Raw genomic sequence first — 23951 nt, forward strand, 5'->3', positions numbered from 1 at the left:
TCTGGTTGCGCCGAATTTACAAACGATATTGTGGACATTTGCCGTTCATTCCCGTCAAGCTAAGGCCGCGCGGTTCCGGTCTACAGCGAGGGAAGGCACAATGACCGACGCACGTCACACTCTCGAAGCCGAAGAGCAGGCCTTCTATCTCGCCCACAGCGTGTTCAGCGACCCCGGGGACCTCGGCAGGCTGGAAGGCGTTCCCAGCGACCCGTCCGAGCTGGCGCTGATCGTCCGGAACCTCCTCATCCACCGGGAGGAGACGCCGTTCTTCGGCTTCACGCTCCCGGAGAACCGCAAGAACGAGGCGGAGACCCGTTACGTCTCCGCCATCCTGAGCATCATCACCGAGCGGGACGGCGAACCGCTGACGGTGGCCCGCCCGCCCGAGAAACGGTTCGCCGGAACCTGCCGCGACTTCGCGCTCCTGCTGTGCTCGCTGCTGCGGAGCACGGGCACGCCCGCCCGCATCCGGTGCGGCTTCGCCTCCTACTTCACCGCCGGGCTCCACGAGGACCACTGGGTCGCCGAGTACTGGAGCCCCGGGCGCGGGTGGACCCTGGTCGACTCCCAGCTCCCCGCTCCGGAGCTGATGGAGGCGTTCAAGATCTCGTTCGACCCGATGGACGTGCCCAGGGACGAGTTCCTCGTGGCGGGCGAGGCCTGGCGGGCCTGCCGGGCCGGGCGCTCCGACCCGGAGAAGTTCGGGGTGTCGTACATCAACCTGTCCGGCATGGACTTCGTCCAGAGCAACGTCGTGCGCGACCTGGCCGCCCTGAACAAGGTCGAGGTGCTGCCGTGGGACGGCTGGGACCTCGCCGAGAGGTTCCACAAGGACCTGCACGACGCCGAGATGAAGCTGCTGGACACGGTCGCCGAGGCCGAGAGCGACGGCGGCCCGTTCCCCCGGCTGCGGAACCTGTTCCTCGCCAACCCCGGCCTGCGCACGCCGTCCGCCGTCATCTCCCACACCACCTACGCGGGCACCAGGACCGTCTCCCTGCGTTCCTGACCTCTTCCTTCACGCGGGCGTCCCGCGCAGGTGCTCGATGAACCCCGCGGTCGCCGCCGTGGGCGCCGGGCTCGGGTGCCAGGCCAGGCCGATCGGCCGCCGCTGCTCAGGGGTGAGCGGGCGGTACACGGGGTCGTCGTGTTCGAGCACGTCCGGGCGCGGCAGGATGCCGACGCCGAGCCCGGCGCCGATGAGCCCCCGCACCGTGGCGACCTCCTCGCTCTCGAACGCGATCACCGGCTCGAACCCGGCGTCCTGGCACAGCCGGTCGATCACCCGGCGCATGTCCGTGGTCTGGGCGAAGGCGATGAACGGCTCGCCGCGCACGTCCCGGAGCGTGAGCCCCGGCACGCCCGCGAGCGGGTGGTCGGCGGCCAGGGCGACGCAGAGCTGCTGGTCGCGCAGCCGGTGCCAGCGCGCGTCGGTGCCGTCACGGGGCGGGGTGACCAGTGCCGCGTCGATGTCCCCGTTGCGCAGCCAGGCGAACAGCTCGCGCGTGAAGCCCTGGTGGAGCTCGAACCGGATGCCCGGGGTGACGGCGCGGTAGTCGCGCAGGAGCTCGGGGACGAGCCAGCGGCCCACCGAGTGCAGGAAGCCGAGCCGGATCAGGCCGGTGTCGGGGTTGGCCAGGGCGCCGATGCGCCGGCGTGCCGTCTCAAGGTCGGCGACCGCCCGGCGGGCATGGTCGCGGAACAGCGCGCCGAACCGGTTGACGGCCAGCCTGCGCCCGTGCCGGTGGAACAGCTCCACCCCGAGATCGGCCTCCAGCCGGGCCAGCGACCGTGACAGCGTCGACTGGTTGACCCTCTCGACGGCGGCGGTGTCACGCATGTTCTCTGTGTCACACAGCGACAGGAACCAGCGCAGCGTTTGCAGGTCCATCCAGCGATGATGCCGCTCACGCATCAGCAGTGTCAAAATCTGCATTTTGAGCATCAGCGCGGCAGGAGCAGCATCGGCCGGGTGACGACGACCCTCCCCGCCCTGCCCCGACCCCTCGCGCGCCCCGCCGCCCACGACGGGTACCGGCCGGGCGACCGCGCCTACCGGCGGATCATGTACGGGCTGATGCTGGGCGGGTTCGCGAACTTCATGGCGCTGTACTACGTCCAGCCGCTGCTCCCGAGCGTCGCCAGGAACTTCCAGGTGTCGGCGTCGTCGTCGGCGGCGGTGCTGTCGCTGACCACGATCACCATGGCGGGCACGCTGCTGTTCGTCGGGCCCATCTCGGACGTCGTCGGGCGCGTGGCCATCATGCGGATCTCCCTCGCCGGTTCGGCCGTGCTCGGCATCGCCGCCGCCTTCGCGCCCACCTGGCACAGCCTCCTGGTCATCAGGGGCCTCGAAGGCGTCGCGCTGGCCGGGCTGCCCGCCGTGGCGATGGCCTACCTGGGCGAGGAGATCCACAGCGGGGCGCACCTGCGCGCCAACGCCGCGTACATCACGGGCACGGCGGTGGGCGGTGCCGCGGGACGGCTGCTCCCCGGGCCGGTCAACGCCCTGTGGGGGTGGCAGGGCGCCGCGCTCGCCGTCGGGCTGCTGACCGTGGCGTCCACCGCCGGGCTCTGGGCCCTGGTGCCGCCGTCCCGGCGCTTCGTGCGGTCCAGCCCCCGGCCGGCGAGCATCCTGCGCAACACCTGGCTGACCCTGCGGGATCCCGCCCTCGTCATGCTGTGCCTGGTGGGTGCGGCGATCATGGGCGCGTTCGTCGGCCTGTACAACGCGATGGCGTTCCGGCTGGAGGCCGCGCCGTACCTGCTGGGCAGCGCGGCGGTGCTGGTGTTCCTGGCCTACCCCGTGGGCCTGTTCGCGCCGCACGCCGCGGGACGGGTCGCGGCCAGGCTCGGACGCGGCCCCGCCGCCCTCATCGGCGTCGGTCTCCTGCTCGCCGGGGTGCTGCTGACCATCCCGGCCCAGCTCGCCGTGGTCGTCGCCGGGCTCGGCGTGCTGACCTTCGCGTTCCTCGGCACCCACTCGCTGGCGAGCGGGTGGGTCGCGGGCAGGGCCCACCGGGTCGGCGTCGGCGTCGGGCAGGCCTCCGGGCTCTACCTGCTGGCCTACTACCTCGGCAGCTCGGTGTTCGGGGCGATCGCGACCCACCGGTGGCAGGCCGGCGGCTGGCTCGACGTGATCGCCGTGTCATCGGCGCTCACCGCGGGGGCCGGGGTGCTCGTGCTCCTGGCCCGCCGCTTCGACCCCGCCGCCCGGCGCGGCCCGGCCCGGTGATCAGCCGCCGAGACGGACGGTCCACGGATGCTCGCCGTACACCTCCGCGATGGCACGTGCCAGCCAGCGGCGCTGGTGCTCGTCCAGCACGCGCAGGGTCTCGGTGAAGTCCTGCTCGTCCTTGGCCCTGGGCCGCTTGGCCTTGTAGAAGAGCTGGACCTCGGGCGCCAGGTACGGAATGCCGTCCGGCGAGACCAGGCCCAGCCGGTCGACGGGGCACCGCACCCGGGCGTCGCGCCGCGAGACCCACTCGTCGCCGTCGGACTCGTCGAGCATCACCTGGATGCGCCACGGCTCGGCGGGCCCGGGGCGGCACCAGATGTCGCGGACCGTCTCCGGCAGGAACTCGCCGGGCGCCCACAGGCGCAGCACCCCAGGCGGATCGGCAGCCCACCACTCCCAGCGCCGCAGCGCCCGCTGCGCGGCGAGCTGATCACGGCGGAGCAGCAGGACGTCGATGTCCGCGTGCTCACGGAACGAACGGCCCAGCGCCAGCTCGATGGCGTAACCGCCCGCGACCCACCAGGGTTCCGGCAGGATCGAGAAGAGCGCGGCGACATCTGAAAGCGGCGCGGGATCCCAGGTTCCCCACGGCGTCTCCCGGCGGATCATGCCCGCCATCTTCGCGCGTGATCACCATCCTTGTCGGGATCTTTCAGAATCAGCTGGCATCCTGTGCCATTGACGGCCGTTCGGCACCTCACAGATCCTCGGCGCCGCCCTCGATGTCGCCCTCGACCTTGAGGTAGACCTCCTGCAGGTCGCGCAGGATCTCGGGGTCCGGGTGCTCCCACATTCCCCGCCCCGCCGCCTCCAGCAGGCGCTCCGCCATGCCGTGCAGGGCCCATGGGTTGGACTCGGCGAGGAAGCTCTGGTTCTCCGGGTCCAGGACGTAGGTGGCGGCGAGCTTGTCGTACATCCAGTCGGCGACCACGCCGGTGGTCGCGTCGTAGCCGAACAGGTAGTCGACCGTCGCCGCCAGCTCGAACGCCCCCTTGTATCCGTGGCGCCGCATCGCCGACACCCAGCGGGGGTTCACCACCCGGGCGCGGAAGACGCGCGCCGTCTCCTCCGAGAGGGTGCGGGTGCGGACCGCGTCCGGGCGGGTGCTGTCGCCGATGTAGGCGGCGGGCGCCCTGCCGGTCAGGGCGCGCACGGTGGCGATCATGCCGCCGTGGTACTGGAAGTAGTCGTCGGAGTCGGCGATGTCGTGCTCGCGGGTGTCGACGTTCTTGGCGGCCACGGCGATGCGCCGGTAGGCGGCCTCCATGTCCTCCCGCGCGGGCGTGCCGTCCATGTCCCTGCCGTAGGCGAAGCCGCCCCACACCGCGTACACCTCGGCGAGGTCGGCGTCGTCGCGCCAGTTCCTGCTGTCGATCAGCGGCAGCAGCCCCGCGCCGTACGCGCCGGGGCGGGAGCCGAAGACGCGGGTGGTGGCCCGCCGCTCGTCGCCGTGGGCCGCGCGGTCGGCCACCACGTGCGCCCGTACGAAGTTGGCCTCCTCCGGCTCCTCCAGCCCGGCGACCAGCCGCACCGCGTCGTCCAGCATCACGACCACGTGGGGGAACGCGTCGCGGAAGAAGCCGCTGATCCGGACGGTGACGTCCACGCGGGGCCGGCCCAGCTCCTCGTGGGGGATCGGCGCGAGGCCGGTGACCCGGCGGGACGCCTCATCCCACACCGGCCGCACGCCGAGGAGCGCGAGCACCTCGGCCACGTCGTCGCCCGAGGTGCGCATGGCGCTGGTCCCCCAGATCGACAGGCCCACCGAGCGCGGCCAGTCGCCGGTGTCGGCGCGGTAGCGGGCGAGCAGGGACTCGGCCATCGCCTGCCCGGTCTCCCAGGCCAGGCGGCTCGGCACGGCCTTGGGGTCCACGGAGTAGAAGTTGCGCCCGGTCGGCAGCACGTTGACCAGCCCGCGCAGCGGCGACCCGCTCGGCCCCGCCGGCACGTACCCGCCGTCGAGGGCGTGCAGCACCGCGCCGATCTCGTCGGTGGTCCTGGCCAGCCGGGGGACGATCTCGGTGGCCGCGAAGTCCAGGATCCGCCCGACCTGCGGCGGTACGGCCGCGCCGAGCACGGCCGCGCAGACCTCCTCCACCGCGCCGGGGTCCCAGTCGCGCTCCTCCATGCCGTGGACGAGCGCCGCCGCGACCGTCTCGGCCTCGTCGGTGCCGGCCCGCCCGGCGGTGCCGTCCTCCGCCAGGCCGAGCGCCTCGCGAAGGCCGGGCAGCGCCTCGGCCCCCGCCCACATCTGCCGGGCGCGCAGCATCGCCAGCACCAGGTCGCTTCTGGCCTGTCCCACGGGCGCCTGGCCGAGCACGTGCAGGCCGTCGCGGATCTGCACGTCCTTGACCTCGCACAGCCAGCCGTCGACGTGCAGCAGGAAGTCGTCGAACTCCGCGTCGTGCGGCCTGTCGTCCAGCCCGAGATCGTGGTCGAGCCTCGCGGCCTGGATGAGGGTCCAGATCTGGGCGCGGATCGCGGGCAGCTTGGCGGGGTCCATGGCCGCGATGGAGGCGTGCTCGTCGAGGAGCTGCTCCAGCCGCGCCATGTCGCCGTAGGTGTCGGCGCGGGCCATGGGCGGCACCAGGTGGTCGACCAGGGTGGCGTGGGCGCGGCGCTTGGCCTGGGTGCCCTCGCCGGGGTCGTTCACCAGGAACGGGTAGATCAGCGGCAGGTCGCCGAGCGCGGCGTCCGGGCCGCAGGAGGCGGACATCCCGGCGGACTTGCCGGGCAGCCACTCCAGGTTGCCGTGCTTGCCGACGTGCACCACGGCGTGCGCCCCGAACCCGTCCTGGAGCCAGCGGTAGGCGGCCAGGTAGTGGTGACTCGGCGGCAGGTCGGGGTCATGGTAGATCGCGATGGGGTTCTCGCCGAACCCGCGCGGCGGCTGCACCATCACCACGATGTTCCCGGCGCGCAGGGCCGCCAGCACGATCTCCCCCTCGGGGTCGCGCGACCGGTCGACGAACAGCTCGCCGGGCGGCGGCCCCCAGTGCCGCTCCATCCCCGCGCGGAGGTCATCGGGGAGCGTGGCGTACCAGGCCCGGTAACGGGCGGCGGAGATGCGTACCGGGTTGCCGGAGAGCTGCTCCTCGGTGAGCCAGTCCTGGTCCTGACCGCCCGCGGCGATGAGCGCGTGGATGAGCGCGTCACCGTCCTGGGCGTCCACGCCCGGCAGGCCGCCCTCGCCCTCGGGCCCGATGTCGTACCCGCTCGCGCGCATGGCGGCCAGCAGGCGGACCACGCTGACGGGCGTGTCCAGGCCCACCGCGTTGCCGATGCGCGCGTGCTTGGTCGGGTAGGCCGACAGCATCACCGCGATCCGCCTGTCCCCCGGGGGCACGTGCCGCAGGGTGGCGTGCCGTACGGCGATGCCGGCGACCCGGGCCGCGCGCTCGGGGTCCGCCACGTAGACGGTCAGCCCCTCCTCGTCGACCTCCTTGAAGGAGAACGGCACGGTGATGATCCGCCCGTCGAACTCCGGGATGGCCACCTGGGAAGCGGCGTCCAGGGGGGACAACCCGTCGTCGCTCGCCGCCCAGGTCTCCCGGTCTCCCGTCAGGCACAGGCCCTGGAGGATGGGAACGTCGAGCCGGGCGAGCGCGCCCACGTCCCAGGCCTCGTCGTCACCGCCCGCCGAGGCGGTGGCGGGACGGGTGCCGCCCGCCGCGAGCACGGTGACGACCAGCGCGTCCACTTCGCCGAGCACTTCCATCAGGGCGGGCTCGGCGGTGCGCAGCGACGCGCAGTAGACGGGCAGCGCCCGTCCCCCGGCATTCTCGATCGCGGCGCACAGCGCCTCGACGAACCCGGTGTTCCCCGCGACGTGATGCGCCCGGTAGTACAGCACCCCCACGACCGGCCGCCCAGCGCTTTCCTCTGATGCCTCGGCGCTCTCGCGGTCCAGGATGCCCCAGGCGGGCGTGGCCTCCGGGGCGGCGAAGCCGTGCCCGGTGAGCAGCACGGTGTCGGACACGAACCTGTGCAGCTCGGCCAGGTTGGCGGGGCCGCCGTGCGCGAGGTACGCGTGCGCCTCCGCGCACACCCCTCCGGGGACGGTGGACAGCTCCATCAGCTCGGCGTCGGGAGCCTGCTCGCCCCCGAGGACGATGACGGGGCGGGGCCCGGCCAGCAGGAGGTCCAGCCCCTCCTCCCACACCCGGCGCCCGCCGAGCAGCCGGACGACGACCAGCTCCACGCCGTCGAGCAGCGGGGAGAGGTCCTCGACGGCGAGCCGGGCCGGGTTGCCCAGCCGGTACGGGGCGCCACTCGCGCGCGCGCTCAGCAGGTCGGTGTCGGAGGTCGACAGCAGAAGTACGGGGAGATGGCGCACGGCACATCCTCACTCGGGGTCCGCGCCCCGGGTCGTCGGTCCACACGGCCTGGAGTCTCCTGGCTTCCGGATCGACGCTCACCCCGGCCTTCCCGCCCGTTGCCGGGCCGTGGCCTTCTGGTGGGGTTCGCTCCCCGGTGACAGTGGCGGGACCGCGCCGGATTCACACCGGCTTCCTCCTTGTGCCGTCGCTCCCCTATCAGATCACGGAGTCCGACTTATTGCGACAAGTAGGGTTAACATCCTGAACGTGGCAGTTGCCGACCTTCCGGGTCTTTCATCGCGCGCCAACGCCCAGGGATCCCCCAGCACGTCAGGCAACGACCTCCACGGATCTCCCGGCAGGTCGCGGCCGGACGCCTGTCCCGGTGCGTTGCAGACGCATCCGGCCGCGGACGGCGCCGTCGCCCGTATCCGGGTGCCGGGGGGCATCCTGACCGCCGCCCAGCTGCGCGAGCTCGGCGCCGCGGCCACTGCCCTGGGCTCCGGGGTGATCGAGCTGACGTCCCGCGCCAACGTGCAGGTACGGGGGCTGGACGCCGAGGGAGAGGCCGCGTTCGCCTCCGGCATGGCCGCCGCCGGCCTATTGCCCTCCGCCACCCACGAGCGGGTGCGCAACATCCTGGCCTCCCCGATGGCCGGGCTCGACGGTCGCGGCCTGATCGAGGTGGCGCCGCTCGTACGCGAGCTGGACCACGCCCTCTGCGCCCGCCCCGCCCTCGCGGGACTGCCCGGCCGGTTCCTGTTCGCCCTCGACGACGGCAGAGGCGACATGACCGCCCTCGGGGCCGACGTCGCCTTCGTCCCGATCCCCGCGCCGGCCGGTGGCGAGGAGGTCGAGGGGGCGCTGCTCCTGGCTGGTGAGGACCGGGGACTACGCATCGCCCTGACGCGAGCGGTACCCGCCATGATGGCGGCGGCCGAGGCCTTCCTCGCCGAACGTACCGCCCAGAACTCGACGGCCTGGCGCATGGCCGAACTCGACGACGGCCCCGCCACCATCGCCACCCGCCTCGGCGACTTCGCCGGCGTCACACCACCCGGCCACCGCACCCCCGTGCCGGACTTGTCGGATATGTCGGCACCGCCGCCGCTTGGCCTGGTGTCCCGGCCCGGAAGGCGGGCAACGCTGGTCGTCATGCCGCCGCTCGGCCGGTTGACGACCGCCCAGGCGTACGCGCTCGCGACGGCGGCGGAGGCGGGAGATGGCGAGATCCGGCTGACCCCGTGGCGTGGCGCCATCGTGCCCGGCATCAGCGGAGCGGACGCGGATTCCTGGCTGTGCAGGCTGGCGGCCACCGGGCTGGTGACCGATCCCGCCTCCGCGTGGACCGGGGTCACCGCCTGCACCGGACGACCCGGCTGCGCGAAGTCACTGTCCGATGTCCAGGCTGACGCCGCAAGCTCGACGGCCCGCGCCGGCCTTCCCCTGATCGGCGCCCAGACGGCCGGCGTACTGCCCGTGCACTGGGCCGGGTGCGAGCGCCGGTGCGGACGGCCCACCGGACGGGCCGTACTCGTGGTGGGCACCGGCAACGGATACCGCGTCGACGCGGACGGCCGGAGCCTGCACTACCAGGACATCGAGGAGACGGCCGCCGCGGTCGCCACGGCCAGGAGGACCGGCTGAACAGGGTTCGCCCGTCAGGGAGTGTCAGCCGGCGCGGCCGACGATGGTGCCCGCGCGGTCGATGACCACGACGTCCACCTGTACGGGAGCTCCACGCAGCACTCCGGCCGACGCCACCCTGGCCCGCTCGGCCACCAGGTCCCCGAGGGGCAGGTTCTCCTGCTGACAGAGTTGCAGCGCCTGTAACGCGGTGTTCGCGTGCAGCACCCGATCAGCCAGGTCGACGCTGCCGCCCGCCTCCCGGACCAGCGTGGCGAGCGCCTCGGTGCTGACCTGCGAGCGGCCCGAGTGCAGGTCGAGATGGCCGTCGGCGAGCTTGGACAGCTTGCCGATGCCCCCGGCGACCGTCAGCCGAGGGACCGGATGCCTGCGCAGGTACTTCAGCACGGCCCCGGCGAAGTCGCCCATGTCCAGTAGCGCGTCGTCCGGAAGCCCGTACAGCCCGGCGGCGACCCGCTCCGACGTGCTGCCCGTGCACGCGGCGACGTGCGTGTGCCCGGCGGCGCGGGCGACGTCGATGCCGCGCCTGATGCTGTCGATCCAGGCCGAGCACGAGTAGGGGACCACGACCCCGGTGGTGCCGAGGATGGACAGGCCGCCGAGGATGCCCAGGCGGGGATTCCACGTGCGCCGGGCCAGCTCCTCGCCGTGCTCCACCGAGAGCTCCACGACGACGTCGCCGCTACCGCCGCACCTGGCGGCGACCCGTTCGACGTGCTCGCGCATCATCTGCCGGGGCACCGGGTTGATCGCCGGCTCCCCCACCTCCAGTGGCAGCCCGGGCTTGGTGACCGTGCCCACCCCGGGCCCCGCGCGGAATGCGACACCGGTCCCCGGCGCGCCGTGCCGTACGGTCGAGAAGATCAGCGCACCGTGGGTGACGTCCGGATCGTCCCCCGCGTCCTTGACCACTCCGGCCCGGGCCATGGCCGAGCCGGTCAGGGGGCCGGTGAGCTCCTCGGTGGCGAGCGCGAACGCCGGGCGCTGCCCCCGTGGCAGCAGGATCTCCACGGGGTCGGGGAACGCCCCGGTGAGCAACGCCGTGTACGCGGCCGTGGTGGCCGCCGTGGCACACGCACCGGTGGTCCAGCCATGTCGCAGGGCAGTGCTCATGCGTCAAGGATGTACCACGCGAAACCGGACAACCCGACGAGGTCAGGCGTGCTGGCATCCACCCAGGCCGCACGGCATCCCGGTATCCGGCGGGGCGCCCATGAGGGTGGACGTCCTAATATCCGGAAGGATCCCTCGATGAGGGCACACTTCTTGGTACACGGCAGGAGCGGCTGGTGAAGGCAGGCGTCCTCGTTCTCGGGGGGACCGGGGAGGCGCGGGCGCTGGCGGCGGCGCTCGCCGGCCGTCCCGAGGTCCGCGTGATCTCCTCGCTCGCGGGCCGGGTGACCGATCCCCGCCTTCCCGAGGGAGAGGTGCGCGTCGGGGGGTTCGGCGGGCCGGAACGCCTGGCGGACTGGCTGCGCGAGCAGGGCATCCAGGCCGTGGTCGACGCCACTCACCCGTTCGCCGAGCGGATCACCGCCTCCGCCGTACGCGCCACCGCCGCGGCGGGGGTACCCCTGCTCATCCTGCGGCGGCCCGGATGGCGGCAGGAAGCCGGAGACGACTGGCACTGGACGTCATCCCTGCCGGAAGCCGCAGCGTCACTGCCGGGGCTCGGACGGCGGGTCTTCCTCACCTCCGGGCGTCAGGGGCTGTCCGCCTTCGCCGGCCTTGACGACCTGTGGTTCCTGATCCGTACGGTCGACCCACCCGATCCGCCGCTTCCACGCCGTTCCCACCTCCTGCGTGACCGGGGTCCGTACACGCTGGACGGCGAGCGCGCGCTGATGCGCCACCACCGCGTCGACGTGCTGGTCACCAAGGACAGCGGCGGAACGATGACCATGGCCAAGCTCGCCGCCGCACGTGAGCTCGGCCTCCCCGTCGTCGTGGTCCGCCGCCCGCCGCTACCGGAGGCCCCCACGGTGCGGACCACGGAAGAGGCCCTCACCTGGCTCCAGCACCTCGCATGAGCCGTCAGGCCGGGTAGCGGCGTGGGGTGAAGACGACGGGGTGGCCGTTCCGGTCCTCCGTGCGGGTGGTCGAGGAGCCGATGACCAGCAGGCAGCGCATGTCGACGTCGGCCGGGTCCAGCTTGGCCAGGGTGGTGACGCGCAGGCTCTCCTCGGGGCCGCCGACGTCCCGTCCGATGACCACGGGCGTGTCCGGGGCGCGGTGCTCCAGCAGGAGGTCCCGCGCCGTGGCCACCTGCCACGTACGGGTCCGCGACGCCGGGTTGTAGATCGCCAGCACCAGATCGGCACGGGCGGCGGCGGTGATGCGCGCGGCGATGACGTCCCACGGCTTGAGCTGGTCGGACAGGGAGAGCACGCAGTAGTCGTGCCCGAGCGGCGCGCCGGCCCGCGCGGCGACGGCGTGTGCGGCCGTCAGCCCCGGCACCACGCGCACCGGCACCCCGGCGAACCTCGGCTCGCACGCCACCTCCAGCACGGCGCTGGCCATCGCGAACACTCCGGGGTCGCCCGAGGACACCACCGCGACGCGGGAGCCCGCCTTCGCCAGCTCCAGCGCGTGCGCGGCCCGCTCCGCCTCGACGCGGTTGTCCGTCGGGTGCCTGCGCTGGCGCGGGTTCTGAGCCACCCGGTTCAGGTACGGGCCGTAGCCGACGAGGTCATCGGCGGTCGCCAGGGCGTCCTGGGCCTCCGGTGTCAGCCAGGGCCGCCCCGCCGGCCCGAGCCCCACCACGACGACCTCCCCCACGCCGGCCTCCGGCTCGACCGCTCGCCCCACCTCGGAGGTGGTGATCCGGGTGGTCATTCGGCTGGGGAGGATGGCGAGGGAGAAGTACGGCACCTCGTCCGGGTCTACCTCGGCCAGCGGGGCGGTGCGCTGCCTGTCGGTGGTCGCCCGCTCGACGTACCAGGCCTCCTCCAGGCGGCCGGCCCGGTCCAGTGCCTCGCGTACGGACGTGAACGTGCGGCCGAGCTTGAGGATCGCCGCCGAGTCCGTGGTGGCCAGCCGCTCCGCGAGTTCCTCCGGCGGCAGGGTGCCCGGGAGAATGGTCAGGGTCTCCTCACGCTCGACCAGCGGGCGGCCCAGCACGGCCGACGCGGCGCTCACCGAGGTCACCCCGGGGACGACCTCGGTCGGGTAGCGGTGCGCCAGCCGCTTGTGGAGGTGCATGTAGGAGCCGTAGAAGAGCGGGTCGCCCTCGCACAGCACGACCACGTCACGTCCGGCGTCGAGGTGGGCGGCCAGCCGTTCGGCGCAGGTCGCGTAGAACGCGTCGATCGCGCCCCGGTAGCCGCCGGGGTGGTCGGTGGTCTCGGTGGTGACGGGGTAGATCAGCGCTTCCTCGATCTGGTCGCCGCGCAGGTACGGCCCGGCGACCGTGCGGGCGATGCTCCGCCCGTGCCGGGCGCTGTGGTAGGCGATCACGTCAGCCTCACGTACGAGCCGCGCGGCCTTCACCGTGACCAGCTCCGGATCCCCGGGCCCGAGCCCGACCCCCCGCAAACGTCCGGACCGGCCCCGCTCAGGGGCCGGGTCGCTCATGTCGTCGCTCATTCTTCCTCGCTCGCGATCGCGTTGACGGCTGCCGCGGCCAGCGCGCTCCCGCCACGGCGGCCGTGTACCACCAGGTGTTCGAGGCCGTCGCCGTACGCGGCCAGGGCATGCTTGGACTCGGCGGCGCCGATGAACCCCACAGGGACGCCGAGCACGGCGGCGGGCCTGCCCGCGCCCTCCCTGACCAGCTCCAGCAGCCGGAACAGGGCCGTGGGCGCGTTGCCGACGGCCACCACGGCGCCGTCGAGCCGGTCGCGCCACAGCTCCAGCGCCGCCGCGCTGCGAGTGGTGCCGAGCCTGCGCGCCAGGTCCGGCACCCGGGGGTCACCCAGCATGCAGAGCACGTCGTTCCCCGCGGGAAGGCGGCCGCGGGTCACCCCGGACGCCACCATGTTCGCGTCGCACAGCACCGGCGCCCCCGACCGCAGGGCCTTCCGCGCGGCGGACACCACGCCGGGCGACCAGGCGAGGTCGGTGACCAGGTCGACCATGCCGCAGGCGTGGATCATCCGGACGGCCACTCTCGCGATGTCGTCCGGCAGACCCGCGAGATCGGCCTCCGCCCGGATGGTGGCGAAAGACCGGCGGTAGATCTCCGCCCCGTCTCGGATGTAGTCGATCACGAACTCCTCAGGTACAGGTGCCGGCCCATTAGTCGCGCCGGCGGGTGGCCGAGTACAGGTGGCTGTCGGGGAACTCCGAGGCGGTCAGCACTCCGCCGACGATGACCACGGCGGTGCGGACCACGCCCGCCTCGTGGACCTGTCCGGCGATGTCGGCCAGGGTGCCCCGCAGGACGACCTCGTCGTCACGGCTCGCACGTGCCACCACGGCGACCGGGCAGCCGGCGCCGTAGTTCGGCGTCAGCTCCGCGACCAGCGCCTCGATCCGCTGGACGGCCAGGTGCAGCACCATCGTCGAACGGCTGAGGCCCAGCGTGCCGAGGTCCTCGCCGTCGGGCATCGCGGTGGCGCGGGCGGACGTGCGGGTCAGCACCACCGTCTGGCCCACTCCCGGCACGGTCAGCTCGCGGCCCAGCGAGGCGGCCGCCGCCGCGAACGCGGGAACGCCGGGCGTCACGTCGTACGGGACGCCGGCGGCGTCCAGGCGGCGCATCTGCTCGGCCATGGCGCTGAAGATGGACGGGTCGCCCGACTGCAACCGCGCCACGTCGTGCCCGGCCGCGTGCGCGGCGAGCATCTCCGCCACGATCTCGTCCAGTGTCATCCGCGCGGTGTCCACCAGCCGCGCGCCCGCCGGCGCGTAGTCCAGCAGCTCCTTCGGCACCAGCGAACCGGCGTACAGGCAGACCGGCGAGGCGGCGATCAGGTCGCGCCCGCGCACGGTGATGAGATCGGCCGCTCCCGGCCCCGCCCCGATGAAATGCACCGCCACGTCATGCCTCCCTGGTCTCAGGCCGGGTCGCCGTCCATACCGTCACCGGCATCGACGGGCGCCATGCGGTGAAGCCGCCCACCGGGCCGGCCCGGTGGACCGCGATTCGCAGCAGGTCGCCGCCGGCCTTGGCGTGCCAGGCCGCCACGACCGCCTCGGACTCCACGGTCACCGCGTTGACCACCAGCCGCCCGCCCGGGCGTAGCGCGTTCCAGCAGGTCTCGACGGTGTCCGGCGCCGTGCTCCCGCCGCCGACGAACACCGCGTCGGGTGGTTCGAGGCCCGCCAGAGCCGCCGGGGCCGTCCCGGTGACCACCCGCAGCCCGGGCACGCCGAGCGCCGCCGCGTTGCGCCCGATGCGGGCGGCCCGCTCGGGACGGCTCTCGACGGCGACCGCCCGGCAGGCCGGGTCGGTACGCATCCACTCGATCGCGATGCTGCCCGCTCCCGCGCCCACGTCCCAGAGCAGCTCACCGGGTACCGGCGCCAGCCGGGAAAGCGTCACCGCGCGGACCTCGCGCTTGGTCAGCTGACCGTCGTGCTCGAACGCGTCGTCCGGCAGGCCGGGTACGCAGGCCAGGTCCGCCGTTTCCGGATCGGCGCGGCATTCCAGGGCCACGATGTTCAGCGGGTCGACGACCGCGTCCCAACGCTCGGCCACGGCGCTCACCAGGCGCTCCTTCGGGCCGCCGAGCTGTTCGAGCACGGTCATCGCGCTCGCGCCGTAACCCCTTGAGGTCGCCAGCGCCGCGACCAGGCCCGGCGTGGCGGCGTCCGCGCTCAGCGCCAGCACCCGGCGTCCCGGTCGCAGCACGCGGTTCAGCAGCTCCACCGGACGTCCGACCATGCTGACGACCGTCGTGTCCTCGACCGGCCAGCCCATCCGGGCGCAGGCCAGCGAGACCGACGACGGATGCGGCAGCACGCGGACCCGCTCCGGGCCGAGCAGCCTGACCAGCGTCGTTCCGAGGCCGTGGAACATGGGGTCGCCGCTGGCCAGCACGCATACGGCCCTGCCCGCGTGCTCGGCGAGGAGGCCGCGCAGGGCCGGGATCATCGGCGAGGGCCACTCGACCCGTTCGGCGCCCGTGTCCGGCACCAGGGCGAGCTGACGAGAACTGCCCATGAGCACCTCGGCGGCACCGATCTCCCGCCGCGCGGAGGCGGACAGCCCGTCCCAGCCGTCGGCGCCTATGCCGACGACGACCACCGGCCCGCTCATGTCCGACCATGCTGTGAAAGCTCGCGCCCGGCGGCCGGTCCGGGTGCGTTTCCGGCGCCGCTTACCAGTCTCGTGGCCAGTTCGGGGCTGCCGGCCCAGTGAAGGTGCAGGTAGGACGCGGCAAGCTTCGGCCCGCCGTACCCGTCGGCGCCACCGTCGCGCCAGCGGTACAGCGGCCCGGCCTCTCCGGACGGGGTGACGCGCGTGCGGTGGAACTCGTGCCCGTGGTACCGCTCGCCCTCGCGGGTCAGAACCGAGTCGCGTACGGCCACGGCGCTCCGGTACCCCAGCGTGAGCTTGCCGGTCATGGCGGCGGTCGCGTCGACGACCCCGCACATCGGACGTCCGTCCAGCTCCCGGCAGAGGTAGAGCAGCCCCGCGCACTCGGCGACGATGGGACCGCCGAAGGCCGCGACCTGCCGGCGGAGGGGCTCGTTGGCCGACAGCTCCGCCGCGTACACCTCGGGGAAGCCGCCGGGCAGCACCAGGGCACGCGCCCCGGCGGGCAGGCTCTCCTCGCTCAACGGGTCGAAGACGGCCACCGTGCCGCCGGCCGCCTCGATCAGCTCCGCCTGCTCGGCGTAGCCGAAGGTGAACGCCTTGCCCCCGGCCACCGCCACCACGACGTCCGCGCCGACGGGGTCGCCGACGGCCTGACGGGCGCTCCAGGCGGGCCCGGCGAGCGGGGACGCGCTCCGGGCGAGCCGGACGAGGGCCTCCAGGTCGCAGGTGGCCGCCACCAGTTCTCCCATCCCGGCCACCGCGTCCACGGCCTGCGCGCTGCGCTCCGCGGGCGGGATCAGGCCGAGATGGCGGGACGGCGTCACGGCCACCTCGCTGCGCGGGATGGCGCCGAAGACCGCGATCCCCATCTCGTCGAGCGCGTCGCGGCAGATCCGTTCGTGTCGCGGGGATCCCACCCGGTTGAGGATCACCCCGCCGACGCGCACGCGGGTGTCGTACGACATGAACCCGTGGACCAGCGCGGCGACCGACCTCCCCTGGCCGGAGACGTCGATGACCAGCACGACCGGCGCGTCCAGCAGGCGTGCGACATGCGCGGTGGAAGCGAGGTCACCCCCGCGAGACGCCCCCACCCCCGGACCGGCGGCGCCGTCGAAGAGGCCCATCACGCCCTCGATGACGGCGATGTCCGCCCCGGCGGCGCCATGGGCGAGCAGGGGCACGATCAGTTCCTCCCCGGCCAGCCAGGGGTCGAGGTTCCGTCCGGGACGGCCGGAAGCGAGCGCGTGGTAGCCGGGGTCGATGTAGTCGGGCCCGACCTTGTGCGGGGACACCGCGAACCCCTTGGCGGTCAGCGCCGCCATGAGGCCGGTGGCCACCGTGGTCTTGCCCGCCCCCGAGGAGGGAGCGGCGACGACGAGGCGCGGGAGCTCACTCACCGCTCGCCCAGCCCAACCGCTGTGCCCAGGGCATACGCCGCCGTACCCGCAGTGCGGTCGGTGGTTACCATTCGATGCCCTTCTGGCCCTTCTGGCCGGTGTCCATCGGGTGCCTGACCTTGGCCATCTCGGTGACCAGGTCCGCGACCTCCAGCAGGCGCGGGTGGGCGTCCCTGCCGGTGATCACGACGTGCTGCGTGCCCGGACGCCCGGCCAGGGCGGCGACCACGTCCTCGACGTCGATCCACCCCCACTTGAGGGGATAGGTGAACTCGTCCAGCACGTACAGCCGGTAGCTCTCCGCCGCCAGGTCGCGCTTGATCTGCTCCCACCCCTCGCGGGCGTCCGCCGCGTGGTCCTCATCGGTTCCCGGCTTCTTGATCCAGGACCAGCCCTCGCCCATCTTGTGCCAGGTCACCGTGCCGCCCTCGCCGGACTCCCCGAGCACCGTGAGGGCCCGTTCCTCGCCCACGCGCCACTTGGCCGACTTGACGAACTGGAACACCCCGACCGGCCAGCCCTGGTTCCATGCCCGCAGTGCCAGCCCGAAGGCCGCGGTGGACTTGCCCTTGCCCGGGCCGGTGTGGACGAGCACCAGAGGCCGGGTGCGCCGCTGCCGGGTGGTCAGGCCGTCGTCCGGCACCTCCGCCGGCTTCCCCTGAGGCACGTCTAGACCGCCTTTCCCGTTCCCAGCGGCATGTCAGGCCGCCCTTCTGTGGTCGTGGACCAGGTCGCGCAGACCGCCGGCGGCCAGCCGGTCCAGCCGTACGGCCTCGCCGCCCAGCCGGGCCGCCAGGCGTACGGCGAGGCCGAGCCGCACCGGGCCGCTCTCGCAGTCGACCACCACGGCGGCGACGTCCCTGAGCAGCGCCGCGGCCCGGAGCACGTCGGCGTCCGTGCCGGAGGTCGCGCGCCCGTCGGTGACCACGACCAGCAGCGGCCTGCGGGAGGGGTCGCGGAGCCGTTCCACGCGCACCACCTCGGCCGCCCGCCGCAGCCCCTCGGCGAGCGGGGTGCGCCCGCCGGTGGGCAGGGCGCGCAGGCGCGCCGCGCCGGCCTCCACCGACGAGGTCGGCGGCAGCACCAGCTCCGCGCCCGCCCCCCGGAACGTCACCAGGCCGACCTTGTCGCGGCGCTGGTAGGCGTCGAGGAGCAGGCTCAGCACCGCGCCCTTCACCGCGCCCATGCGCTGCCGCGCCGCCATCGAGCCGCTCGCGTCCACGACGAACAGGACGAGGTTGCCCTCGCGCCCCTCGCGCACCGCCTCGCGCAGGTCACCGGCCCGCACGACCAGGCCGGGCCCGGTCCTGCCGCGTTCCCGCTGGTACGGGGCCGCCGCTCGGAGCGTGGCCGTCAGATGGGGCGAGGTGAGCCGCCCGAGCGGCACCCGCGACCCCGAGATCCGGCCGTACGACGTGCGGGCTCGCGACCGCCGTCCCGGACTTCCCGTGCCGAGCCCGGGGACGGCCAGCGGGCGCACCCGGTAGGGCTCGCCCGGCTGTGCGGCCGGCTGCTGTGCGGCCGGTGTGCCCGTGCCCGCCGTCCCGCTCCGCCCGCCGGGCTCGCCATCCGTCCCAGGCGGGTCGGACGCGTCGCCGCGCGGGTTTGACCGGTCATCACGCGGGTCGGACGCGTCGCCGCGCGGGTTTGACCGGTCATCACGCGGGTCGGACGCACGGTCCCGCGCCGGGTTCGAGCGCTGGCCCGGATCCCCCGCTCCCCCGCTCGAAGAATCGGGATCAGAACCCGAATCCGGGTCATGGCCGGGGTCGGGGTCGGGGTCCTCGTCCGGGCCGCCGAGCAGGTCGTCGAGCTCCGACTCGGAAAGGCCGGGCGCGTCGAAGGGGTCACGCCTGCGGCGGTGCGGCAGGGCGAGCCGCACGGCCTCCCTGATGTCCTCGGCCGTGACCTCCGCCCCGCCCCGCCACGCGGCGTGCGCCACGGCGGCGTGCGCGGTGATGAGGTCGGCCCGCATCCCGTCCACCCCGAACGCGGCGCAGACCGTGGCGATCTTACGCAGTGCGGCGTCGGAGAGGACCACCTCGCGCAGCCGGCCGCGCGCCTCGGCTATGCGCGCGGCGAGGTCCTTCTCCTCCCCCGCCCAGCGGGCGGCGAAGCCCTCGGGGTCGTCCTCGAAGGACAGCCTCCTGCGCACCACCTCGGCACGCTCGTCCGGGTCGCGCGAGGCCGTGACCTCCACGGTGAGCCCGAACCGGTCGAGGAGCTGGGGCCGCAGCTCGCCCTCCTCGGGGTTCATCGTGCCGACCAGGATGAACCGCGCCGCGTGCCGCACGGACACGGCGTCGCGCTCGACGTAGCACGTGCCGAGCGCGGCGGCGTCGAGGAGCAGGTCCACGAGGTGGTCGTGCAGCAGGTTGACCTCGTCCACGTACAGGACGCCCCGGTGCGCGGCGGCGAGCAGGCCGGGGTCGAAGGCCTTCACGCCCTCGGTCAGCGCCCGTTCCAGGTCCAGCGAGCCGATCAGCCGGTCCTCCGAGGCCCCGACGGGCAGCTCGGCCAGCCTCGCGGGCCGTACGGCCGCGGCGGGTTCCGCGCCGTGCGGACCGTCCGGGCACTCGGGATCGGGAGCGGCCGGGTCGCAGGAGAAGCGGCACCCGGGGACGACGGCGACCGGGGGCAGCAGCGCCGCCAGTGCCCGGACGATCGTCGACTTCGCCGTGCCCTTCTCCCCTCGGATGAGCACGCCACCGGCACGCGGGGAGACCGCGTTGAGTATCAGCGCCAGCTTGAGGCTGTCGAGCCCCACGACGGCGGTGAACGGGTAGTGGCGTACGGCCTTCACGGGCCGGTCAAGCATGTGTCGATGTCCTTTCGCCGCGGCTCGCGACCGCGGGTGACCTGCTCAGACGGCGGATGAGGACACCGGTGCGCGGTAGGGGGAGAACGCTCGCTCCGCCAGCGTGCCGAAGGCGAGCCCGATGCCGCTCCACAGGACGGCCTGCGTGCCGAGCGAGGCGAGCCGGAACTTCCACAGCAGGGCGGCGGGGAAGCCCGCCGGCACCTCGTCGACCACGGGCATGAGCAGGCACACCACGACCACGGCGGCGAGGAACCCGGCGAGCGCGAGCAGCGTCGCGTTCCAGTTCCCGTACCGGGGGGCCAGCCGGCGGCCCACGTACAGCGCCGCGACCGCGAGGAGCACGGAGATCAGGACGAGGGCGAAGTACACGACCGTACGGCGGCCGATCGTGCCGGGGTCGCCCACGGCGGGCGGGTTGGCCGGGTACTTCAGGAACGGCACCAGCTCGACCGTGACGAAGGCGCCCAGGGCGATCAGGACCGAGGTGGCCCGGGCGCCGAAGGCGCCGAGCCGTCCGTAGACGAAGGCGAACACGAGCGCGAAGACGCCGCCGACCGCGACGCCGTAGACGCCGACCGCCGTCGCGAGGCCCACGGTCGACTGTACGCCGCGGCTGACCGGCTCGGGCTCCGCCGCGACGGCCTCCGCGGCGGCCTCCGTGGCGTGTGCCGCGTGCCCGGCGTGTCCTTCGAGCGCGATGGCCGCTCCCACCTGGGGCTCGCCGAAGATCCAGGCGAACACCAGGGCGAGGGCGGCGGCGATGAGGCCCGCGAGCATGCCGCGGACCAGCAGGTTTCTCACCATGCTGTGACAGTCCCCCGCGTCAGTGGCAGGGGAAGCCGAGCAGGTGACGCCCGTCGTGCAGGAACTCGTGCACGAGGTCGCCGGAGATCAGCGAGGTGGCGCCCTGCTCCGCACCCACGAAGTAGATGAGGACGAGAGCGAGAACGCCGGCGAACACCGCCCAGGGCAGCAATTCGCGAACGGGAATGCTGATGGGGGCGGGCTGGGAATGCGGAACGGCGGCTTGGGCCATGGGGTGTTGCCTCCTCGGGATCACGCGTCCCATGCGGGCTGGCGGTGACGACGGAGGGTCTGACTCCCGGGCCCGAAGGACCGGTCACAGTGGCGCGGCCGTACCAGAGTCTCGCTGGATTCCCCACACCGTCAACAATGTCGCTTGGACGCTACGGTGTGAACCACTAGTCCGTCAATGGGGGCGAAGGGTGACAATTACCCCTCTCGCCCCACAGAGGGGGATACAGGTGACGGCGAGAATTGTCATGGTTTGTCATGGTTCTACCGAGGCGCTGCACCGGGCCGCCTTTCCCCTCGACGAGGGTCTGGACGAGCAGGGCCGGCGGCAGGTCGCCGACGCCGCGCGTCTCTTCGGCACCGGCTCCGGACGGTCGCTGTGCGGGCCGTCGCTGCGCTGCCGCCAGACGGCGGCGGGTCTCGGCCTCGCCGCCGAGCCCGACGAGGGCCTGCGCGACTGCGACAACGGCCACTGGGCGGGCCGTACCCTGGCCGACCTGCAAGGACAGGACCCCGAGGGCATGATGGCCTGGCTCACCAACCCCTCGGCCGCCCCCCACGGCGGGGAGTCGGTGCTCACCCTGGTCGGCCGCGTCGCCGCGTGGCTGGAGAGGCGCCACCAAGAGGGCGGGAAGGTGGTGGCGGTCACCCATCCGGCCGTGATGAGGGCGGCCGTCGTCCACGTCCTGGGCACGCCTCCGGAGGCGTTCTGGAGGATCGACGCGGAGCCCCTCTCGCAGGTGCGGCTCACCGCCCACGGCGGGCGCTGGCGGCTCCGCCTCTCGCCCGCCTCCTGAACGCCCGCTCACACGTCGAAGTCCACGGTGACCTGGTCGGACACCGGCACCGACTGGCAGGTCAGCACATATCCGGCTCGCACCTCGGCGGGCTCCAGCGCGAAGTTGCGCCGCATCCTCACCTCACCGCCGGCCACGCGCGCGCGGCAGGTGCCGCACACACCGCCCTTGCAGGCGAAAGGCAGGTCGGGCCGCACCCGCTGCGCCCCCTCAAGGATGGTGACGTCACGCGGGAGCACGGTCGAGGTGGCCCGGCCGTCGAGGATCACGGTGACCTCGGCGGTGGCCCCCGCTCCCGGCCCCGGCTCGGGGCGAACCGGCTCGGGTGGCGGCTCGTCCACGTAGAACAGCTCCTTGTGCACGCGCTCCCGGGGAACGCCCAGCTCCGCGAGCACCTCCCGCGCGTCCAGCACCATCCCGTACGGCCCGCACAGCCACCAGTGGCCGACATCGGGCACCGACGTCAGAGCGGGGAGCAGCACGCGCAGCTTGGCGGCGTCGAGCCTGCCGGTGAACAGCTCGGGCTCGCGCGGCTCCCTGGACAGCACGTGGACCAGCTCGACTCGGGCGGGCGCGGTGTCCTTCAGGTCGGCCAGCTCCTCGGCGAACATCACGGTGCGGGTGCTTCGGTTGCCGTAGAACAGCGTCACCCGGCTTCCGGGGGTCGCCGCGAGCGCCGAGGAGGCGATCGACAGGACGGGCGTGATGCCCGACCCGGCCGCGATGAACACATGGTGGGCGGGAGTGCCGAGGTCGGCGGTGAAGGTCCCGCCGGGCGGCAGCACCGCGACATGGTCCCCCGGCCGCAGATGGCGCACCAGCCACGTGGAGAACAGCCCGCCGGGGATCTCCCGGACGCCGATGCGCAGGGGACCGCCCGCCGGAGCGCAGATGGAGTAGGACCGCCGCTCGTCGCGGCCGTCCACGATCGCCCGGAGCGTGAGCGACTGGCCGGGCAGGAACGCGAAGTCCTCGGCCAGCGCGTCCGGCACGTCGAGGGTGATCGCGGTGGCGTCCTCGCACAGCCGGTCCACCCGCGCCACGCGCAACGAGGCGAACTCCGCGCGCCGCCGCGCCCCTACCCCCGCCATGGTCATGTCACAGCTCCTTGACGTGCTCGAACGGTTCGCGGCAGGCGCGGCAGCGCCACAGGGCCTTGCACGCGGTGGCGCCGAACCGGGAGGTCTCCTCGGTGTCGTCCGACCCGCAGCGGGGACAGCTCGGCCGCCTGCGGCTCGGGCCGAGCGTCACGGGCACCGGCCCGCGCGGCCGTACCGGGGCCGGGCCCGGCGGGGCGATGCCGGCCTCGGCCAGCTTCCTGCGGCCCCGCTCGCTGATCCAGTCGGTGGTCCACGCCGGCGACAGCACGGTGCGGACCCGCACGTCGGCGTACCCGGCCGCGCGCAGGGCCGTGGAGAGATCAGCGCGGATGGCCGCCATCGCCGGGCACCCGCTGTAGGTCGGGGTGATCGTGACGACCACGCCGCCGCCCTCGGTCTCCGAGACGTCGCGCAGGATGCCGAGGTCGGCGAGGGTCATCATGGGCAGCTCGGGATCGGCCACCCTCTCGGCCACCTCGCGCGCGGTCACCATGCCGCCCCCGGGTGGGCACGCGCGACGCTCTGCATCTCGGCCAGGAGCTCGGTCAGCGCAGGGGTGTGAACGCCGGAGCGCCCCGAGGGCGCGGTGAGGTCCGGTGCGAGGTCGCCGGGCCGGGTGAGGGTCGCGGCGGACAGCACCTGGCCGATGACGGCGTCGAACTCCTCCCGCAGACCGGCCGGGTCGACCCCGGCACCCAACCCCGCCAGGCGCAGCTCCACCTCGTGCGGAGTGAACAGCTCCGCCACGAGCGGCCACACCGACGCGAGCCCCTCTGCCACGCGCTCCCGCGAGTACGGCGTGCCGTCGCCGAGCCGCACGACCCAGCCGGCGGCGTAGTCACGGTGGTAGGCGACCTCCTTGAGGCCCTTGACCGCCACCGCGGCCAGCACCGGGTCACGCGAGCCGGTCAGCCGGTCGAGCAGCGCCAGCCGCCAGGTCGAGAAGACCAGCAGGCGGGCCACCGCCTGGCCGAAGTCGCCGTTCTCCACCTCGGCCAGCCGCACGTTGCGGAACCCGCCCGCCTCGCGGAGGAACGCCAGATCGTCCTCGTCGCGGCCCGGCCCGTCGGCCGCCCCCGCGCGCGAGAGCAGCAGCCGTGCCTGTCCGAGCAGGTCGAGCGCGATGTTGGCCAGCGCGACCTCCTCCTCCAGCTCCGGGGCGCGCGTGCACCACTCCTGCAGGCGGTGGGACATGATCAGCGCGTCGTCGCCGAGCATCAGGCAATAGGCCGCGAGGTCGGCGCCGTCCACGCCCTCGGGCACCCGCGTGTCCACCCCGTCCAGCGGGTCGGCGAACCCGGTGCCGTACGCCCAGCGGGGGTCGTCGCCCTCGTTGAGCGCCTCGTAGGCGTTGCCGGTTTCGTGAAGGTCGTCCGAGGAAGGCAT

Annotated in this window: 21 protein-coding genes and 2 riboswitches; of the genes, 5 read left to right on the forward strand and 16 right to left on the reverse strand. The window is 73.6% G+C overall.

Annotation, left to right across the window (positions count from 1 at the left end; genetic code table 11):
• The first annotated feature begins 100 nt into the window (after positions 1-100).
• On the forward strand, positions 101-1012 hold the full coding sequence (locus OG589_RS27895; protein ID WP_405140745.1) for a transglutaminase-like domain-containing protein: 912 nt from the start codon (positions 101-103) through the stop codon (positions 1010-1012).
• 9 nt (positions 1013-1021) lie between these two features.
• Here the strand turns inward: OG589_RS27895 and OG589_RS27900 are convergent, their stop codons facing one another.
• Entirely contained in the window at positions 1022-1894 is an 873-nt protein-coding gene (locus OG589_RS27900) for a LysR family transcriptional regulator (protein ID WP_405140746.1), read from the reverse strand.
• An 81-nt stretch (positions 1895-1975) separates the two neighbouring features.
• Between OG589_RS27900 and OG589_RS27905 the strand changes: the two genes are divergently transcribed.
• Positions 1976-3238, forward strand: coding sequence for an MFS transporter (locus OG589_RS27905; RefSeq protein WP_405140747.1), 1263 nt, complete (start codon positions 1976-1978; stop codon positions 3236-3238).
• Here the strand turns inward: OG589_RS27905 and OG589_RS27910 are convergent, their stop codons facing one another.
• Both OG589_RS27910 and cobN read right to left on the reverse strand, forming a co-directional pair.
• The gene (locus OG589_RS27910) at positions 3239-3850 is read right to left on the reverse strand and encodes a nucleotidyltransferase domain-containing protein (protein ID WP_405140748.1); all 612 of its coding nucleotides are present in this window, start codon (positions 3848-3850) and stop codon (positions 3239-3241) included.
• A gap of 88 nt (positions 3851-3938) precedes the next feature.
• A complete protein-coding gene (gene cobN, locus OG589_RS27915) occupies positions 3939-7577 on the reverse strand; it encodes a cobaltochelatase subunit CobN (RefSeq protein WP_405140749.1) in 3639 nt (1212 codons plus the stop codon).
• A 33-nt stretch (positions 7578-7610) separates the two neighbouring features.
• Positions 7611-7810: riboswitch (cobalamin riboswitch) on the reverse strand.
• A gap of 17 nt (positions 7811-7827) precedes the next feature.
• Between cobN and cobG the strand changes: the two genes are divergently transcribed.
• Positions 7828-9207, forward strand: a complete 1380-nt coding sequence (gene cobG / locus OG589_RS27920; RefSeq protein WP_405140750.1) for a precorrin-3B synthase — start codon at positions 7828-7830, stop codon at positions 9205-9207.
• A gap of 24 nt (positions 9208-9231) precedes the next feature.
• On the opposite strand, the gene OG589_RS27925 is transcribed toward cobG, so the two are convergent.
• On the reverse strand, positions 9232-10320 hold the full coding sequence (locus tag OG589_RS27925; RefSeq protein ID WP_405140751.1) for a cobalt-precorrin-5B (C(1))-methyltransferase: 1089 nt from the start codon (positions 10318-10320) through the stop codon (positions 9232-9234).
• Positions 10321-10496: 176 nt separating this feature from the next.
• Between OG589_RS27925 and OG589_RS27930 the strand changes: the two genes are divergently transcribed.
• Positions 10497-11237 carry a cobalt-precorrin-6A reductase gene (locus tag OG589_RS27930; RefSeq protein WP_405140752.1) on the forward strand — a complete coding sequence of 247 codons (741 nt, stop codon included), beginning with the start codon at positions 10497-10499 and terminating at the stop codon, positions 11235-11237.
• Positions 11238-11241: 4 nt separating this feature from the next.
• On the opposite strand, the gene OG589_RS27935 is transcribed toward OG589_RS27930, so the two are convergent.
• The 9 genes from OG589_RS27935 to OG589_RS27975 all read right to left on the reverse strand — a co-directional run bounded on the left by OG589_RS27935 (position 11242) and on the right by OG589_RS27975 (position 20669).
• Positions 11242-12792: a precorrin-2 C(20)-methyltransferase gene (locus OG589_RS27935; RefSeq protein WP_405140753.1), complete on the reverse strand. Its 1551-nt coding sequence runs from the start codon at positions 12790-12792 to the stop codon at positions 11242-11244.
• Complete coding sequence (locus tag OG589_RS27940) at positions 12789-13415, reverse strand: precorrin-8X methylmutase (RefSeq protein ID WP_405140754.1); 627 nt, start codon at positions 13413-13415, stop codon at positions 12789-12791. Before OG589_RS27940 ends, OG589_RS27935 begins: the two co-directional genes overlap by 4 nt.
• A 28-nt stretch (positions 13416-13443) precedes the next feature.
• Complete coding sequence (gene cobM, locus OG589_RS27945) at positions 13444-14187, reverse strand: precorrin-4 C(11)-methyltransferase (protein WP_405140755.1); 744 nt, start codon at positions 14185-14187, stop codon at positions 13444-13446.
• 1 nt (position 14188) lies between these two features.
• Positions 14189-15409, reverse strand: a complete 1221-nt coding sequence (gene cbiE, locus OG589_RS27950; RefSeq protein WP_405140756.1) for a precorrin-6y C5,15-methyltransferase (decarboxylating) subunit CbiE — start codon at positions 15407-15409, stop codon at positions 14189-14191.
• A complete protein-coding gene (locus OG589_RS27955) occupies positions 15406-16812 on the reverse strand; it encodes a cobyrinate a,c-diamide synthase (RefSeq protein WP_405140757.1) in 1407 nt (468 codons plus the stop codon). Before OG589_RS27955 ends, cbiE begins: the two co-directional genes overlap by 4 nt.
• A 64-nt stretch (positions 16813-16876) precedes the next feature.
• Entirely contained in the window at positions 16877-17479 is a 603-nt protein-coding gene (gene cobO / locus OG589_RS27960) for a cob(I)yrinic acid a,c-diamide adenosyltransferase (protein ID WP_405140758.1), read from the reverse strand.
• A gap of 33 nt (positions 17480-17512) precedes the next feature.
• On the reverse strand, positions 17513-19630 hold the full coding sequence (locus OG589_RS27965) for a putative cobaltochelatase (protein WP_405140759.1): 2118 nt from the start codon (positions 19628-19630) through the stop codon (positions 17513-17515).
• Between the two features lie 45 nt (positions 19631-19675).
• A complete protein-coding gene (locus OG589_RS27970; RefSeq protein ID WP_405140760.1) occupies positions 19676-20437 on the reverse strand; it encodes a CbtA family protein in 762 nt (253 codons plus the stop codon).
• A gap of 19 nt (positions 20438-20456) precedes the next feature.
• The gene (locus tag OG589_RS27975; RefSeq protein WP_405140761.1) at positions 20457-20669 is read right to left on the reverse strand and encodes a CbtB domain-containing protein; all 213 of its coding nucleotides are present in this window, start codon (positions 20667-20669) and stop codon (positions 20457-20459) included.
• 34 nt (positions 20670-20703) lie between these two features.
• A riboswitch (cobalamin riboswitch) is annotated at positions 20704-20817 on the reverse strand.
• Positions 20818-20898: 81 nt separating this feature from the next.
• On the opposite strand from OG589_RS27975, the gene OG589_RS27980 reads away from it, so the two are divergent.
• Complete coding sequence (locus OG589_RS27980) at positions 20899-21465, forward strand: histidine phosphatase family protein (protein WP_405140762.1); 567 nt, start codon at positions 20899-20901, stop codon at positions 21463-21465.
• Between the two features lie 8 nt (positions 21466-21473).
• Here the strand turns inward: OG589_RS27980 and paaE are convergent, their stop codons facing one another.
• The 3 genes from paaE to paaC are packed head-to-tail and all read right to left on the reverse strand — an operon-like array spanning position 21474 to position 23951.
• On the reverse strand, positions 21474-22556 hold the full coding sequence (gene paaE / locus OG589_RS27985) for a 1,2-phenylacetyl-CoA epoxidase subunit PaaE (RefSeq protein WP_405152142.1): 1083 nt from the start codon (positions 22554-22556) through the stop codon (positions 21474-21476).
• A gap of 7 nt (positions 22557-22563) precedes the next feature.
• Positions 22564-23058 (reverse strand): 1,2-phenylacetyl-CoA epoxidase subunit PaaD, encoded by a 495-nt coding sequence (paaD, locus tag OG589_RS27990; RefSeq protein WP_405140763.1) that lies wholly within the window; start codon positions 23056-23058, stop codon positions 22564-22566.
• Entirely contained in the window at positions 23052-23951 is a 900-nt protein-coding gene (gene paaC / locus OG589_RS27995) for a 1,2-phenylacetyl-CoA epoxidase subunit PaaC (protein WP_405140764.1), read from the reverse strand. The genes paaD and paaC overlap by 7 nt, the downstream gene beginning before the upstream one ends.

The organism is Sphaerisporangium sp. NBC_01403 (assembly GCF_045040145.1).
GTDB lineage: Bacteria > Actinomycetota > Actinomycetes > Streptosporangiales > Streptosporangiaceae > Sphaerisporangium > Sphaerisporangium viridialbum.